Below are 15,562 nucleotides of genomic sequence, written 5' to 3'. Positions count from 1 at the left end.
CCGGCATGATCACCCCGGCTGAACACCAACGCCTGCTGCGCCTGGCTACCCGCGCCTCATTGGCCGTGGCCAGCATCCTGGTCCTGAGCAAGGCGGTCGCCTGGTGGCTCAGCGGCTCGGTGAGCCTGCTGGCGGGCTTGACCGACTCGGCGCTGGACGCCGTCGCCTCGTTCCTCAACCTGCTGGCCGTGCACTACGCCTTGCGCCCGGCCGATGACGACCACCGTTTCGGCCATGGCAAGGCCGAAGCCCTGGCCGGCATGGCCCAGGCATTGTTCATCGGTGGCAGCGCGGTGCTGATCGCGGTGCAAGCGGTCGAGCGCCTGCAGACACCGCAGCCTCTGGGCGACACCAGCATCGGCATCGCCGTGATGTTGCTGTCGCTGGTACTGACCGTGGCGTTGCTGGCCTTGCAGCACAAGGTCATCCGCCTGACCGGCTCCACGGCCGTACGCGCCGATTCGCTGCACTACCGCTCTGACCTGCTGCTCAATGGCAGCATCCTGCTGGCCCTGGTGCTGGCCCGCTTCGGCTGGCCACAAGTGGATGCGCTGTTCGGCCTCGGCATCGCGGTATACATCCTTTGGAGCGCGCTGCAGATTGCCCGGGAGAGCACGGCGATCCTCATGGACCAGGAGCTGCCTGCGGATGTCGCCGAAGGCATGGCCGAACAAGTGCTGGCGGTGCCTGGGGTAAAAGGCGTGCATGACCTGCGCACGCGTATGTCAGGCAACCAATGGTTCGTGCAACTGCATCTGGAGCTGCCCGGGGAACTGCCGCTGCACGAGGCACATGCATTGTGCGTGGCAGCATCTGCGGCGATCCGCCAGCGGTATCCGAAGGCGGATGTGATGGTGCATGCGGACCCTGTCTGAGCCCCCTATCGCCAACGGGTGCGGCAGCCGGCTGGCCGGCGATAGGGTCTATCCAGGCGACACACAGCCTCAGTTGATGCTGTATCCCCGCCCACTCAGACAAGCGCCCAGCGCACGTCGGTAGGTGTCCGCCACGTTGGCGGCGGGCGCATAGCTGGCGTTCGCGGGGTCGAACCCCGACTGGCTTACGGCCCAGCGGTGGCACTGGTAGCGATCCTGATCCTGCTGCTCCTGCCCCTGGCCATACATCGGGTAGGCCACCACGTCATAACCGTTGGCGGCGGGCACTACCGGTGCAGGCCTGGCCACAGGCGGGTTGACCACTACATATTCGCGGCTGTCGGCCAGGTACTGGTAATAGGTATCGGCCACCAGGAAGAACAACGCCCCGCCCAGCCATACTTCGCGGGCGTAAGGCGGCAGGTAATCGACCCGCACACCATACGGCGGGGTCACCACGATATAGCGGCCCCCATGAGGGCGATACCAGTAACCGCCCGAGTAGAAGTAATCCTGCCCACGGTAGGGCACCTTCCAGTAACGGTCGGGGAAGCGGTCTACCGTATGCCCAGGGCGGTACTGCGGCCCAGGCCCCCAGCCATTGCCATGCCCGTCCGGACGCCCATGCCAGTCGCCCCCAGGCCGCTGACCTGGGCCACCCGCCTCCCACGAACGCACCTCGCCATTGCGACGCGGGATGTCCTGGTAGTAACCCTGTCGCGCAGGTTGAGTTTGACGCACTTCGTCGCGCGAGTTGAGCGCACGGCCTGGGGCGCCACCATTGGCGCCTTGCTGGGGGGTGTCGCCCTGACCGCCATAGCCCTCGCCCGGCCCTTGGGCCAAAGCGCCCAAGCTGATGCCCAGCCCCAACACACCAACACCTGCCAACTGCCAGATGCGCGACTTCATGTTGTTCCTCTCGGTGAATGCACTGCACTGGCCGCCAGTCTACCGCGCCCATGGCAAGGGCAGATGAAAAACGCAGGCATGAAAAAAGGGAGGCCGCTGGGCCTCCCTTTGGGAATTGTCGTCCGTGCTCGGTGCTTGTGGCACCGGCTCACCTCACATCGTCTTCTGGACGGTGTGTAGCCCGGGGGCCTGGCGGATCCTGTTGGATGGCTGGCCGCGACCGCCCGCCTAGGGCGCGTCGCCGTGGACTCATGTCCGGGCAGTGATTCTGTGAGTAACGATACGGGAGACGGTGCAGCAGATGATTGCGAAGATTGCTCGGATAAATAGCACTTGCGCAATTTTTCACCCTGGATTGATAATTCATCGCAATCTGAACAGAAAAGGCCTTTCCCATGAGCAAGCTTGACCGCTACGACCTGAGCATCCTCGCCGAATTGCAGCGTGACGCACGCATCTCCAACCAGGAGCTGGCAGAACGTATCGGTCTTTCGCCCTCCCCATGCTCGCGTCGGGTCAAGCAACTGGAAGACGACGGCTATATCTCGCGCCAGGTCGCCCTGCTCGACCGCAAGAAACTCGGTCTGAGCCTGACTGCCTATGTATTGATCGGCATGGACCGTCACACCCCGGAGCGTTTCGAAACCTTCGAAGCCGCCATCCGCAACCTGCCCCAGGTGCTGGAATGCAGCCTGGTCACGGGAATGGACGCTGACTATCAACTGAAGGTCGTGGTGCCCGACATGGACCATTACCAGAAGTTGCTCCTAGGCAGCCTGACCCGTATCGAAGGCGTCACCAGCGTGCGTTCGAGCTTCGTGCTCAACCAGGTGCTGGCCAGCACCGAAATGCCGCTGACCCACCTGCGCTGATCGCAACAGGAGAAAACAGATGGATCCGGCTGTATTTGAAGAGTGGATGATGATCGTCCTGGTGACCGTGCTGATCGGTTTCATGGGCTTCATCGTCTGGGACCTGGCCAAGAAATCCAAGGCGGGGCGTTTTGGTACGCTGATTCTGTTCTTCGTGTTGGGCCTGGGTGTACTGGCCTTCATCATCAAGAGCGTGGTGGTGGGGTTTCTGGAGGGGGTTTAGCGGTTTGGCGGAGCTCAGCGCCGGCAAGCCAGCTCCTGCAGGGGCGGTGTTGCCCCTGCCGACGGCGCTGGGTTAGCGCACGAGCTTTGGCGCCACCTCGCGCCAGCAGCCCTGGTCCAGGCCATCCAGGGTCCAGTCACCAATACGTACCCGCACCAGACGCAAGGTAGGCAGCCCTACCGCTGCCGTCATCCGCCGCACCTGGCGGTTGCGCCCCTCGCGAATCACCAGCTCCAGCCAACTGGTCGGCACGCTCTTGCGAAACCGCACCGGCGGATTGCGCGGCCACAGATCAGGCTCATCCAGGCGCCGCGCTTGTGCTGGCAAGGTGGGCCCGTCGTTGAGTTCCACGCCGTCGCGCAGCCGCTGCAATTGCTCGTCGCTCGGCTCGCCTTCGACCTGCACCCAATAGGTTTTGGCCAACTTGTGCTTCGGATCGGCGATGCGCGCTTGCAGTCCACCGTCGTTGGTCAGCAGCAGCAGGCCTTCACTGTCACGATCCAGCCGCCCGGCTGGATAGACGCCCGGGATGTCGATGTAGTCCTTGAGGGTGGCACGCCCTTCGCCGTCACTGAACTGGGTCAGCACGTCGAACGGCTTGTTGAACAGGATCAGGCGGGGCTCGGCCGGCGGCGCCTTGGGTTGGCGACGTGGACCGGCAGGCCGCGCCGAGGGACGGCGCGGCTTGGAACGGGGTGGCAGGGGCATGGATCCTCAGCGGAACGGCGGCTCATCGAAGCTGCGCAGTTTACGCGAGTGCAACGAATTGAGCTCGGTACGCAACAGATCGAGGGCAGCGATGCCGATTTTGAGGTGCTGACTGACGGCGCGGTTGTAGAAGGCATTGGCCGAGCCAGGCAATTTGATCTCGCTGTGCAGCGGCTTATCCGAAACACACAGCAAGGTGCCGTACGGCACACGCAGGCGGTAGCCCTGGGCGGCGATGGTGCCGCTTTCCATGTCCACCGCCACGGCGCGGGACAGGTTGATCAGCGGACGCTCCTGGGCCCAACGCAGCTCCCAGTTGCGGTCGTCGTAGGTCAGCACGGTGCCGGTGCGCAGGCGCTTCTTCAAGGCCTCGCCACGCTCGCCGGTCACCTGCGCCGCGGCTTCCTGCAGTGCCAGTTGCACTTCCGCCAGGGCCGGAATCGGAATGTTCGGCGGCACGACCCGGTCGAGGATACCGTCGCGGCGCATGTAGGCGTGGGCCAGCACGTAATCGCCGATGGTCTGCGACTGTCGCAGGCCGCCACAGTGGCCGATCATCAGCCAGCAGTGCGGGCGCAGCACCGCCAGGTGGTCGGTGATGTTCTTGGCGTTGGACGGGCCGACACCGATGTTGACCAGGGTGATGCCATCACCATCGCCGGCGATGAGGTGGTAGGCCGGCATCTGGTAACGGTGCCAGACGACGCTGGCGACCAGCGCTTGGGCCTCACCGTGGTCCATGCCCTTCTCGATCACTACATTGCCTGGCAACACCATGCGTACGAAGCGTGGGTCCTCGCGCAATTGCTCCAGGCCGTGGCTGATGAACTGGTCGACATAGCGGTGGTAGTTGGTCAGCAGGATCCACGGCTGCATGTGGCGCCAGTCACTGCCGGTGTAGTGCACCAGGCGGCGCAGCGAGAAGTCGACGCGGGCGGCGTCGAACAGCGCCAGCGGCAGGGTTTCGGCGCTGCCCCAGTCGCACAGGCCGTCAGCGATGTTGTCGGTGGCGGCTGACAGGTCGGTGCTGGGGAATACCCGCGCGAGTTCTGCGGCGGTGATGCCGCTGCCGGCGAGTTCGTCGCCTTGGTCGACCACGTAGGGGTATGGGATGTTCTGTTCGCTGACACCGACTTCCACCGTTACGGTGTAGTCGCTCATCAGCGGGCGCAGCTGTTCCAGGAGGTAGCTTCTGAACGCGGCGGGTTGGGTGACGGTAACGCTGTAGGTGCCGGCTACCTGGACTTTGGCGTAGGCCCGGGTGGTGGCGGCGACTTCGCCATGGCTGTAGTAGGTCAGGCGCAGGGCCGGGTAGCGGAACAAGGCCCGCTCGTCGTCATTGGGCTGGGTACGGTCCTTCAGGTAAAGCTTCAGGGCCTGGCTGAGGGCCCCGGTGGCCTGTTCATGCAAGGCCGCCAGACGATCGACGGCCTGTTCGGGGGTATCAACGACTACAAAAGCTTGGCTCACACTGGGCTTCCTGTCTGGACATGCATGGGAGTCATCTTGCCTACCTTCGCGGGTAATTACATCCCCATTGATCAGGAGTATCTCGCTCTGGCTTGGCTGTCGCTCTGGCTGTCGCTGTGGCTTGTGCTCTGGCTGTGCTGTGGCTTGTGCTCTGGCTGTGCTGTGGCTTGTGCTCTGGCTGTTGCTCTGGCTTTTCGTGCGCGATAGTCCAGACACCACGAATTGCGACGTCAGGAGGCCGAACGCAGGCCTTGCGCAGGGAGGTGACGGGCATGGATGCCCGTCAAGCGCTGCGGCCCAGGATGGGCCGTTCAGCGCGGTCCTCCCGGAGCAAGGCCGGAGTGAGGGAACCCCGGAGCGCAGCGTAGGGGCCGGATGATAGGAGCCAGACTTTTTTGGTTACTTTTTGGGGCGTCTGCCAAAAAGTGACCCGCTGTAAGAGCGGAAAGGTGATTGAGCGTCGCCTTGGCAAATGGATATGCTCATAAATCTAAATACCAAACTTCAAACCTCAAACCTCAAAGCGAATACTTGGTACTGGCATTCAAATAGCGTGAATATCCATTTGCCATGGAGGCGCCTATTCACCTTTCCGCCCTTCCGGCGGGTTACTTTGGTCGTGGCCAAAGTAACCAAAACCGTTGGCTCCTATCATCCGGCCCCTACGCTGCGCTTCGGGGTCCCCTCGCTACGGTCTTGCTCCCGGGAGGACCGCGCTGAACGGCCCATCCTGGGCCGCAGCGCTTGACGGGCATCCATGCCCGTCACCACCCTCCGCAAGCCCTACGCTCGGCCTCCTGACGTCGCAATTCGTGGCGTCTGGACTATCGCGCATTAGAAGCAAAAGCAGAGCAAAAGCAAGAGCAAGAGCAAGAGCAAGAGCAAGAGCAAGAGCAAGAGCAAGAGCAAGAGCAAGAACTCAAAATGAGGCGCTTCTCAATTTGACCAAACAGGCGTAGCTCTCGCCACGAGCGCTCCTACATCAATACCCCTGGGCAACGCCCCATACACCCGGCCACCCGTGCACAACCGGCTGCCAATGAATGCATCACTCACCGCTGTATTACCTGCCTCCAGCAACAATTTGGCCTGCAGCGCCAGCGCAATATCTTCGGTCAACTGCCGGGCGCGGTATTGAATGTCTCCGGTGTCGGCAAAAGCCCCCTTGAGATTGCCAATATGCGCTGCAAGCCGCGGGTCACCATGGCCATCGCCCAACTCGGCGAACAAAGCGTCCAACACTCCCGGCTCCTTGGACAACGCCCGCAGCACATCCAGACACTGCACGTTCCCAGAACCCTCCCAAGTCGAGTTGACCGGCGCCTCTCGGTACAGCCGGGGCAAGATGCTCTCCTCGACATAACCCGCGCCCCCAAGGCACTCCGCCGCTTCGTTGATCATCCCCGGCGCCCGCTTGCAGATCCAATACTTGCCCACCGCCGTCACCAACCGCGCGAAGTGCGCTTGCTGAGGATCGTCCAACTGATCGAGCGCCTGCCCCATGCGCAAGCTCAAGGCCAGCGCCGCCTCGCTTTCCAGGGCCAGGTCAGCCAGCACGTTCTGCATCAACGGCTGCTCGCTCAATACCCGGCCACCCACCTTGCGATACGCGCAATGATGGGCCGCCTGGGTCAACGCCTGCCGCATCAAGGCACTGGAACCCACCATGCAGTCGAAACGGGTCATGGCCACCATCTCGATGATGGTCGGCACGCCCCGCCCCTCCTCACCGATCATCCACGCCAAGGCACCACGAAACTCCACTTCGCTCGAAGCATTCGAGCTGTTGCCCAACTTGTTCTTCAGCCGCTGGATATAGAACTGGTTACGACTGTCGTCAGGCCGATGCCGGGGCAACAGGAAACAGCTCAGGCCCTTTTCCGTCTGGGCCAGCGTCAGGAAGGCATCGCACATGGGCGCGGAACAGAACCATTTGTGCCCGACCAACTCGTACGCCTGGCCGGGCCCGGAAGCGCCAACCGGGTAGGCCCGGGTGGTGTTGGCACGCACGTCGGTGCCGCCCTGTTTTTCCGTCATGGCCATGCCAAGGGTAACCCCGGCCTTGTGCCGGTCACCGACGTTTCGTGGGTCGTACTCCCGCGCCAGGATCTTCGGTAACCAGTACTCGGCCAGCTCCGGCTGCACGCGCAAAGCCGGCACCGCAGCGAAGGTCATGGTCAGCGGGCAGCCCGTGCCGGCTTCGGCCTGGCTGTGCAGGTAGGTCATGCACGCTCTGGCCACGTGGGCGCCCGGGCGTGGTTCGGCCCAGGGCAGTGAAGGTAACCCGTGCTCGACGGCCGTGCGCATCAGCTCGTGATACGCGGGGTGGAATTCCACCAGGTCGATCCGATGGCCATAACGGTCGTGACTGCTGAACTCCGGCTTGTGCGCATTGGCCAGAAAGCCAGCCGCCATCAGCGGTCCGCCGGCCAGGGCGCCATAGGCGTCGATCCGCGACTCCGCCCAGCCCGCGCCGCAACGCTGCGACCACTCCTGTAGCGGCTGGTCCAGACGGTACAGGTTGGCGCCATCCAGGGAGGGCGGCTGGTTCGTCACTTCGTGGGTTTCAGCGTACTGGTGCAGGTTCATCGTCGAGCTCCTGGATCCGGGCAAGCCTGAAACCCCAGTGAAGCACTCCCTGCCAGGCAGTCATAGTGACAAATATGACTAAACAGACGGCGACGGAATGACCTAGAACCGCGTTGCCCCGGAGGCCGTCCGCCCGGGAGGCATCTGCACCTGCTCGATGGCCACCTCCAGCGTCAGTTCGAATCGGCTACCCAACCCCCGCGTCGACTCGTGGGACAACGTGGCCCCGAGCAACTCGCCCAACTGTCGGCAGATCGACAAGCCGATACCCAGGCCGCCATAACGTCGGGTCATCGAGCCATCCACCTGGAAGAAGCGTTGGTAGAGAATCGCCTGGTCCAGGTCATCGAAGCCGATGCCACTGTCGCTGACCGTGAAGGTCAGCGACAGGCTGTCCGGGCCAAGACGCCGGCCTCGGGCTTGAATCATGACACCCCCCTGGTGGGTGAACTTGAGGCCGTTATCCACCAGGCAACCCAGGCAGCGGGCCAGCTTCTGCGCGTCCCCAACCAGCGCGTCAGGCAATTCTGCAGGAATGTCCAGGCTCAGGTACAAACCCTTGCCCAGCGCACGCCCGGCGTAGCCCGCCCGCAGGTCCTGGACCAGACGCCGCAGGCTGAACGGCGTGCCTTGCACACGCAGGCGGCCGGCCTGGAGTTCGGTCAGGGTGAGAATGTCGTCGACCATGTCCATCATGTCCTGCGACGAGCCCACCGCCGTCCGGTGGTACTGAGCCATCTCCGCGTCCATAGGTAGCGTGTGCATCAACTCAAGCGAACCGATCACACCATTCATCGGCGTGCGCAGTTCGTGGGTCACAGTGGCCAGGAACTCGTCCTTCAGGCGGTTACTGCGTGCCAGTTGCTGGTTCAATTGCTCCAACGTCCGCCCCGTGTCGCGTAACGTGCTGGCCTGCTGCTCGCGCAGGCTGTTGATCCGGTCGGCCAGGGCCAAGGACAGCAGCGCCACCTCGAGGGCCGAGCCGAGCTGGCTGGCGTACATGGTGAGGAACACATTCGGCAGATAGCCCAGCACCATCAGGGTGTTGACCAGGCCGCCGAGCAGGAACGCCGACCAGGCGATGATGAACCAGCGCGCCACCCGCAGGCCATGCCACCAGGCATAAAGCCCCGCCGCGAAAATGCTCACGGTGAACGCCAGCGCCAGCAAGGTGGCCATGCGCAAGGCGACGCCATAGGGCATGCTCACTGCCAGCACCATGACCAGCGCACCGCCCAGCATCAACAGTTGCAACAGCCGGTCGAAACCACGGGCAATACTGCTCAACTGCAGGAAATGCCGGGCGAACTGGCACCCGAACAAGCCGGCAGCGCCAATGAACATCGGCGTCGCCGCATTCGCCCACCAGGGGCTGTCGGGCCAGAAGTAGGCTACGCCCGCGCCATTGACCGATACCTGATACAAGCCGAACGACGCAATATAGGCAATGTAATAGAGGTAGCTGACGTCGCGAACGCTCAGGTAGATGAACAGGTTGTACACCAGCATCACCAGCAAAACGCCGTAGATGATCCCTAGCACGTACAAACGCGCAGGTTGCTCTTCGATGTAGGCTTCGGCCGACCACAGCGCCAAGGGGGCCTGGACCGAGCCCTGGCTGTGCAGGCGCAGATAGGCCGTGACCGCCTGGCCCGGGCGCAAGGGCAGTTCGAAGAGGTAGTTGTTCTGCCGTATCTGCCGGCTGTGGTAAGGCAGCGCGTCGCCGGTACGCTGGGCCAGGCGGTAGGCTCCGCTGGCGTCAGGCAGATACAGTTCGAGATGGTCCAATGGCGGGTAGGCCAGTTCAAGAAGCCACTGACGCGGCGCCGCACCCGGGGCAGCGGCGTAACGCAGGTCGAACTTGAGCCAGAACACCGACGTCGAGTAACCAGCATTGAGCACGTCCTGACCATGCTGGCGGAAACGGCTGGCGAACGCAGGTGCGCTGACCTGAGCGATACTGGCGCTGCCGTCGCGGTCCTCGTAGACCTGCATGACCCTGCCAAGCGGGAGATGCCGGGTCGCGTCGGTTATTTCGACCGCACCGGCCAGCACGGGCAGCCAGCCCAGAAGCACAATCAGCAAATAGCGCATACAGCCCCAGCATGGCCTGTCCGGTCGCGTCGTGGTTGCCCCCCATCCCTTTGAGACGACGTACCCCGGCAGTACCCGTTAGTCGAATTATCCGAGCACTCTAGCATAGCCTTCAACGATAGCATTGGGCCACTTCATATTTTAAAGAAACCGCTCTAGATCAATGGCTTGCAGACATCCGAAACCAATAAATTGACCGATTGATCAACAAATAGCGTTTGTAGGACGATCCGCGCAAATGGGATTGGTGGTAAGCTCGCCGACCATGAATACCTACAGCTCCCGCCCCGTTGTCCTCTGTCTCTCCGGCCACGACCCCAGTGGCGGTGCCGGCCTGCAGGCAGATATCGAAGCCCTGATCGCCCAAGGCTGTCACGCCGCGCCCGCGGTAACAGCCCTGACCGTCCAGGATACCGTCAACGTTACCGATTTCCGCGTGCTCGACCGCGAATGGGTACTGGCACAGGCCAACGCCGTGCTGGCCGACTCCGATGTCGCTGCGGTCAAGCTTGGCATGCTCGGGTCGATCGAAATGGTCGACACCGTTGCCGAACTGCTCAGCGCCCACCCTCACCTCCCGCTGGTCTGCGACCCCGTGCTGCGCGCGGGTGGCGGCGGCCGCCTGGGCAAGGACGAGGTCGGCTATGCCCTGCGCGAACGCCTGCTGCCGCGTGCCACCATCGCCACGCCAAACCTACCCGAAGCACGCATTCTGGCCGAACTGCCCGACGGCAGCGCCGACGAGTGTGCCGAAAAACTGTTGCCGTTCTGTAAACACCTACTGATCACCGGTGGCCACGGTGACGAAGACGAAATCCATAACCGCCTGTACAGCCGCGACGGCCAGAGCCACACCTGGACCTGCCAACGTCTGCCCGGCAGCTACCATGGTTCGGGCTGCACGCTGGCCAGTGCCCTAGCCGGTCGCCTGGCACTTGGCGAGCAGCTCCAGAGCGCCGTACGCAGTGCCCTGGACTACACCTGGCGAACCCTGCGCGATGCCGAACAACTGGGCAAAGGCCAGTTCGTCCCGCGCCGCCTGCCCTTGGACTTCTGTTCCTGATACGAGGCTTTCCGATGAAGCTACGCGGTCTGTACGCGATCACCGACAGCCAGCTGCTCGCCGGCCGTTTCCTGTCCCACGTCGAGGCAGCCCTTGAAGGCGGCGTGTGCCTGCTGCAATACCGTGACAAAAGCGACGATGCCGCCCGCCGCCTGCGCGAAGCAGAGGCGCTGAAGCAGCTCTGCGAGCGCTACGGCACCCAGCTGATCATCAACGACGATGCCGAACTGGCCGCGCGCCTGGGCGTCGGCGTGCACCTGGGCCAAACCGATGGCCCACTGACACCCGCCCGCGCCCTGCTGGGCCGCCATGCCATCATCGGCTCGACCTGCCACGCCCAGCTCGACCTGGCCAGACAAGCGGCCAACGAAGGCGCCAGCTATGTGGCCTTCGGGCGCTTCTTCAACTCGGTGACCAAGCCCGGTGCGCCGGCCGCCAGCGTAGAGCTGCTGGAACAGGCCCGTGCCCAGGTCAAGCTGCCGATCGCCGTGATCGGCGGAATCACCCTCGACAACGCCGCCCCGCTGGTCGCCCATGGTGCAGACCTGCTGGCGGTGATCCATGGCTTGTTCGGTGCCGACAGCGCGCAGGAAGTTACCCGCCGCGCCCGCGCCTTCAACGCCCTGTTCGCTTCCTGATTTCGAGAGATAACTCCATGTCCCGTTCCGAATCCCTGTTCGCCCAAGCCCAGAAGCACATCCCCGGCGGCGTCAACTCGCCGGTCCGTGCCTTCAAGAGCGTCGGCGGCACGCCACTGTTCTTCAAGCACGCCGAAGGCGCCTACGTGGTTGACGAGGACGACAAGCGCTACGTCGACTATGTCGGCTCCTGGGGCCCGATGATCCTCGGCCACGGCCACCCGGACGTACTCGAATCGGTACGCAAGCAGCTCGAACACGGCCTGTCCTATGGCGCACCGACCGCCATGGAAACCGAAATGGCCGACCTGGTCTGCTCGATCGTGCCGTCCATGGAAATGCTGCGTATGGTCAGCTCGGGCACCGAAGCGACCATGAGCGCCATTCGTCTGGCCCGTGGTTACACTGGCCGCGACGCCATCATCAAGTTCGAGGGCTGCTACCATGGCCACTCCGACAGCCTGCTGGTCAAGGCCGGCTCTGGTTTGCTGACTCAGGGCGTGCCTAGCTCCGCCGGCGTCCCGGCGGACTTCGCCAAGCACACCCTGACCCTGCCGTTCAACGATATCGCTGCGGTGGAGAAGACCCTTTCCGAAGTCGGCCAGACCGTCGCCTGCATCATCGTCGAGCCGGTGGCCGGCAACATGAACTGCGTACCACCGGCTCCAGGCTTCCTCGAAGGCCTGCGTGAGCAGTGCGACAAGCACGGCGTGGTGTTGATCTTCGACGAAGTGATGACCGGTTTCCGCGTCTCCCTCGGTGGCGCACAGGGCCATTACGGCATCAAGCCGGACCTGTCGACCTTCGGCAAGATCGTCGGTGGCGGCATGCCCGTCGGCTGCTTCGGTGGCAAACGCGAAATCATGGGCTGCATCGCCCCGCTGGGCCCTGTCTACCAGGCGGGCACGCTGTCGGGTAACCCACTGGCCATGGCGGCCGGCCTGACCACCCTGAAACTGATCAGCCGCCCGGGCTTCCACGATGAACTGAGCGCCTTCACCAGCCGCATGCTCGATGGCCTGCAGCAGCGCGCCGATGCTGCCAGCATTCCGTTCGTCACGACCCAGGCGGGGGCCATGTTCGGCCTGTACTTCAGTGGCGCCGACGACATCGTCACCTTCGACGACGTGATGGCCAGCGACGCCGAGCGCTTCAAGCGCTTCTTCCACCTGATGCTCGAAGGTGGCGTATACCTGGCCCCAAGCGCGTTCGAGGCCGGCTTCACCTCGATCGCCCACGGCGAGAAAGAGCTGCAGATCACCCTGGATGCGGCCGAGCGCGCTTTCGCCAAGCTCAAGTAAGCTCCCTGATCGCCGGCCGCCGGCTCCTGCAGGTACTTCACAGGCCTGGTAACCTGTGCAATACCTGTGGGGGCGGGTAATAAAAGAGCCTGCAACACGCACTGACTTCCCCAACCAAACAGAAATTCGCGTAAAACTTTGTAAGGTTGGCGCTGCTTATCCCATAATGTGCCACCAGAGACATTGGCCGTAGCTTTGCAGAGGTAAGTCGATCCCCATGAACCGCACCGGCCGCGCCCTGACCATGGGCTGCCTGTTGCTTCTTCAGCCCCTGCTGGCCCTGGCGGAGGGCGGTAACTCGTTGCTGATTCCAGCGACGGGCCGCTGCACTTTGAACGTTCAGCCAGAAGACCTGCACAATGCCTTGAAGGCCTGTGAGCAGACGGCGGCGACCGGGGACGCCCAAGCGCAGTTCGAACTGGGCGAGTATTACTACACGCAAACGCCAAAGGACCTGAAAAAGGCCCTGGACTGGTTCGAGAAAGCTTCGCTGCAAGGTCACGCCGAAGCCCAATACCGCCTGGGCGCCATGTTCTTCCATGGCGAAGGGGTCAAGGCCAATAACGTGCAGGCCTACATCCTGCTGAAGATGGCCGCGGTCAACGGTGCCGAGGATGCACTGGACATGGCCGATGAAGTGACCGAGCAGATGCCCCGTGACGAGCTGGAGCATGCCACCCAGGTGCTCGGCCAGATCTTCCGCAAGTACCTGCTTGAACTACAGAACGCCGAAGGGCGCACGCCGTTCTCGCCACTTCCCTGAAACGCCTTACTTCTCCGGCATCGGCATCGGGAATGGCATTACATTGCCACCCCCCTTGGCTTCGCTGATCTTGGCCGTTCCCAGACGCTCCACTTCGTCGATACGCACGATCGAGTGCATCGGCACGAAGCTGCGGATCACCCCTTCGAACTGGTTCTTGAGCTTCTCTTCGCTCGGGTCGACCACCACTTGGGTGCGCTCGCCGAAGACAAACTCCTCGATTTCGAGAAAGCCCCACAGATCGCTCTGGTAGATCTGCTTGGCATACATTTCGAAGACCTGGCCCTGATTCAGGAAAATGACTTTATAGATGGCGGGTTCGCGTTTGCTCATGTTTGCGGAGATAACACATGCGTAAGAAAAGGCGGGCATCATAGCAGAGAGGCAGATCGATCTGTGCCGCCGGTTCCAGTCAGCACGAGTCCCGCACTTCCGGCCGGAGCCGGCTCGCCGGCGACAAGGCCGGAACGGGCAGTACATAGCTTGTGCCAACCCTTGATCGTTTCAGTGCTTTCGCCACTGCCATCGAAGGGTTATTCTTGAGATCACATTCATTGCCGTCGAGCGGCTAAAAAACGACCTTGAACGCACCCATAGAACCCCATCGTTTCATCCTCGAACCTTTCGAGGCCCACCGTTTCGCCAACCTGTGCGGCCAGTTCGACGAGCACCTGCGCCTGATCGAACAACGCCTGGCCATCGAAATCCGCAACCGCGGCAACCAATTCGAGCTGATCGGCGAACCCAAGACGACCTCCGCTGCCGAGCAACTGCTGCGACGTCTCTATCGCGAGGCCAAATCCTCCGACCTGTCGCCGGAAACCGTCCACCTGTACCTGCAGGAGTCCACGGTCGAGAACATCGACAACCCGGCGGTCAATGAGGTGAGCGTTTCGTTGCGTACACGCAAGGGCAACATTCGCCCGCGCGGGGTCAACCAGCAGCGCTACGTCAAGGAAATCCTGGCCAACGACATCAACTTCGGCATCGGCCCGGCCGGTACCGGCAAGACCTACCTGGCCGTGGCCTGCGCCGTGGACGCCCTGGAACGCGAGCAAGTGCGTCGCATCCTGCTGGTGCGTCCGGCCGTCGAGGCCGGCGAGAAGCTCGGTTTTCTGCCAGGCGACCTTGCGCAGAAGATCGACCCGTACCTGCGCCCGCTCTACGACGCGCTCTACGAGATGCTGGGCTTCGAGCATGTGGCCAAGCTCATCGAGCGCCAGGTGATCGAGATCGCCCCCCTCGCCTACATGCGTGGCCGCACACTGAACAACAGCTTCATCATCCTCGACGAGAGCCAGAACACCACGCTCGAACAGATGAAGATGTTCCTCACCCGAATCGGCTTCGGCTCGACGGCGGTGATCACCGGTGACATCACCCAGGTCGACCTGCCACGCGGCACCAAGTCGGGCCTGGCCCACGTCATCGAGGTGCTCAAGGACGTTCCGGGCATCAGCTTTACCCACTTCCAACCCAAAGACGTGGTTCGTCACCCACTGGTGCAGCGCATCGTCGAGGCTTACGACCGTTTCGACGCCCGTCAGGCAAAACCCGAGGTTCCCGGCAAAGATGCTTGAACTCGACCTGCAACGGGCCACGGACGCTGCCGCCCCGGATGACGCCGCCTTCCGCCGCTGGTGCGAACTGGCCTTGCGCCAGCGCAGCGCCGACTCGGAAATGACCATTCGCCTGGTCGACGAAACCGAAGGCCGCGAACTCAACCACACCTACCGGCACAAGGACTACGCAACCAATGTGTTGTCGTTCCCAGCCGACGTGCCGGACGACCTGCTGGATATCCCGCTACTGGGCGACCTGGTCATTTGCGTGCCAGTGGTCGAGCGCGAGGCCGCCGAACAGGGCAAGTCCCTGGAGGCTCACTGGGCGCACCTGGTCATCCACGGCTGCCTGCACCTGCTCGGCTATGACCACATCGAAGACGATGAGGCCGAGGAAATGGAAGCGCTGGAACGGGAATTGCTGGCAGAACTGGGTCACCCCGACCCATATGCCGACGATGAAAACGAATCAATCACACACTGATACTGCAAGGA

15 protein-coding genes are annotated in these 15,562 nt (G+C 62.9%); 9 read left to right on the top strand and 6 right to left on the bottom strand.

Translation table 11 applies throughout. The features are described 5' to 3' along the window. Window positions 1-5 precede the first annotated feature (5 nt). Entirely contained in the window at window positions 6-875 is an 870-nt protein-coding gene (locus VXM67_RS05310; RefSeq protein WP_023378569.1) for a cation diffusion facilitator family transporter, read from the top strand. A gap of 69 nt (window positions 876-944) precedes the next feature. Here VXM67_RS05310 and VXM67_RS05305 read toward each other — a convergent pair whose 3' ends face one another. Beyond that, a complete protein-coding gene (locus tag VXM67_RS05305; protein WP_027907997.1) occupies window positions 945-1,784 on the bottom strand; it encodes a DUF6515 family protein in 840 nt (279 codons plus the stop codon). Between the two features lie 395 nt (window positions 1,785-2,179). Here VXM67_RS05305 and VXM67_RS05300 point away from each other — a divergent pair, with 395 nt between their 5' ends. Beyond that, complete coding sequence (locus VXM67_RS05300; RefSeq protein ID WP_016712159.1) at window positions 2,180-2,656, top strand: Lrp/AsnC family transcriptional regulator; 477 nt, start codon at window positions 2,180-2,182, stop codon at window positions 2,654-2,656. Between the two features lie 19 nt (window positions 2,657-2,675). Next, the gene (locus VXM67_RS05295) at window positions 2,676-2,879 is read left to right on the top strand and encodes a DUF2788 domain-containing protein (RefSeq protein WP_023378567.1); all 204 of its coding nucleotides are present in this window, start codon (window positions 2,676-2,678) and stop codon (window positions 2,877-2,879) included. A gap of 72 nt (window positions 2,880-2,951) precedes the next feature. On the opposite strand, the gene VXM67_RS05290 is transcribed toward VXM67_RS05295, so the two are convergent. The 4 genes from VXM67_RS05290 to VXM67_RS05275 form a co-directional block, all read right to left on the bottom strand. Further along, window positions 2,952-3,587 (bottom strand): pseudouridine synthase, encoded by a 636-nt coding sequence (locus VXM67_RS05290; protein ID WP_027907996.1) that lies wholly within the window; start codon window positions 3,585-3,587, stop codon window positions 2,952-2,954. A 6-nt stretch (window positions 3,588-3,593) separates the two neighbouring features. Next, entirely contained in the window at window positions 3,594-5,057 is a 1,464-nt protein-coding gene (gene amn, locus VXM67_RS05285) for an AMP nucleosidase (RefSeq protein WP_023378565.1), read from the bottom strand. A gap of 936 nt (window positions 5,058-5,993) precedes the next feature. Beyond that, a complete protein-coding gene (locus VXM67_RS05280; RefSeq protein WP_023378564.1) occupies window positions 5,994-7,646 on the bottom strand; it encodes an acyl-CoA dehydrogenase family protein in 1,653 nt (550 codons plus the stop codon). Window positions 7,647-7,748: 102 nt separating this feature from the next. Continuing rightward, window positions 7,749-9,740 carry a hybrid sensor histidine kinase/response regulator gene (locus VXM67_RS05275; protein WP_027907995.1) on the bottom strand — a complete coding sequence of 664 codons (1,992 nt, stop codon included), beginning with the start codon at window positions 9,738-9,740 and terminating at the stop codon, window positions 7,749-7,751. A gap of 265 nt (window positions 9,741-10,005) precedes the next feature. On the opposite strand from VXM67_RS05275, the gene VXM67_RS05270 reads away from it, so the two are divergent. From VXM67_RS05270 to VXM67_RS05255, 4 genes are all read left to right on the top strand, one after another. Continuing rightward, on the top strand, window positions 10,006-10,803 hold the full coding sequence (locus tag VXM67_RS05270; protein ID WP_023378562.1) for a hydroxymethylpyrimidine/phosphomethylpyrimidine kinase: 798 nt from the start codon (window positions 10,006-10,008) through the stop codon (window positions 10,801-10,803). Window positions 10,804-10,817: 14 nt separating this feature from the next. Next, complete coding sequence (thiE, locus tag VXM67_RS05265; RefSeq protein WP_023378561.1) at window positions 10,818-11,441, top strand: thiamine phosphate synthase; 624 nt, start codon at window positions 10,818-10,820, stop codon at window positions 11,439-11,441. A gap of 17 nt (window positions 11,442-11,458) precedes the next feature. Beyond that, window positions 11,459-12,742, top strand: coding sequence for a glutamate-1-semialdehyde 2,1-aminomutase (hemL, locus tag VXM67_RS05260; protein ID WP_367237533.1), 1,284 nt, complete (start codon window positions 11,459-11,461; stop codon window positions 12,740-12,742). Window positions 12,743-12,959: 217 nt separating this feature from the next. Further along, entirely contained in the window at window positions 12,960-13,505 is a 546-nt protein-coding gene (locus VXM67_RS05255; protein WP_023378559.1) for a tetratricopeptide repeat protein, read from the top strand. A 6-nt stretch (window positions 13,506-13,511) separates the two neighbouring features. Here the strand turns inward: VXM67_RS05255 and VXM67_RS05250 are convergent, their stop codons facing one another. Continuing rightward, complete coding sequence (locus VXM67_RS05250; protein ID WP_016393488.1) at window positions 13,512-13,838, bottom strand: DUF1820 family protein; 327 nt, start codon at window positions 13,836-13,838, stop codon at window positions 13,512-13,514. Window positions 13,839-14,086: 248 nt separating this feature from the next. Between VXM67_RS05250 and VXM67_RS05245 the strand changes: the two genes are divergently transcribed. Further along, a complete protein-coding gene (locus tag VXM67_RS05245) occupies window positions 14,087-15,085 on the top strand; it encodes a PhoH family protein (RefSeq protein ID WP_023378558.1) in 999 nt (332 codons plus the stop codon). Further along, on the top strand, window positions 15,078-15,551 hold the full coding sequence (gene ybeY, locus VXM67_RS05240) for an rRNA maturation RNase YbeY (protein WP_023378557.1): 474 nt from the start codon (window positions 15,078-15,080) through the stop codon (window positions 15,549-15,551). Before VXM67_RS05245 ends, ybeY begins: the two co-directional genes overlap by 8 nt. Window positions 15,552-15,562 lie beyond the last annotated feature (11 nt).

It is taken from the genome of Pseudomonas sp. Rh2, assembly GCF_040762985.1.
Lineage (GTDB): Bacteria > Pseudomonadota > Gammaproteobacteria > Pseudomonadales > Pseudomonadaceae > Aquipseudomonas > Aquipseudomonas taiwanensis.
Note: the sequence above shows the minus strand (reverse complement) of the source record. Positions and strands in the feature narration are given on the sequence as shown.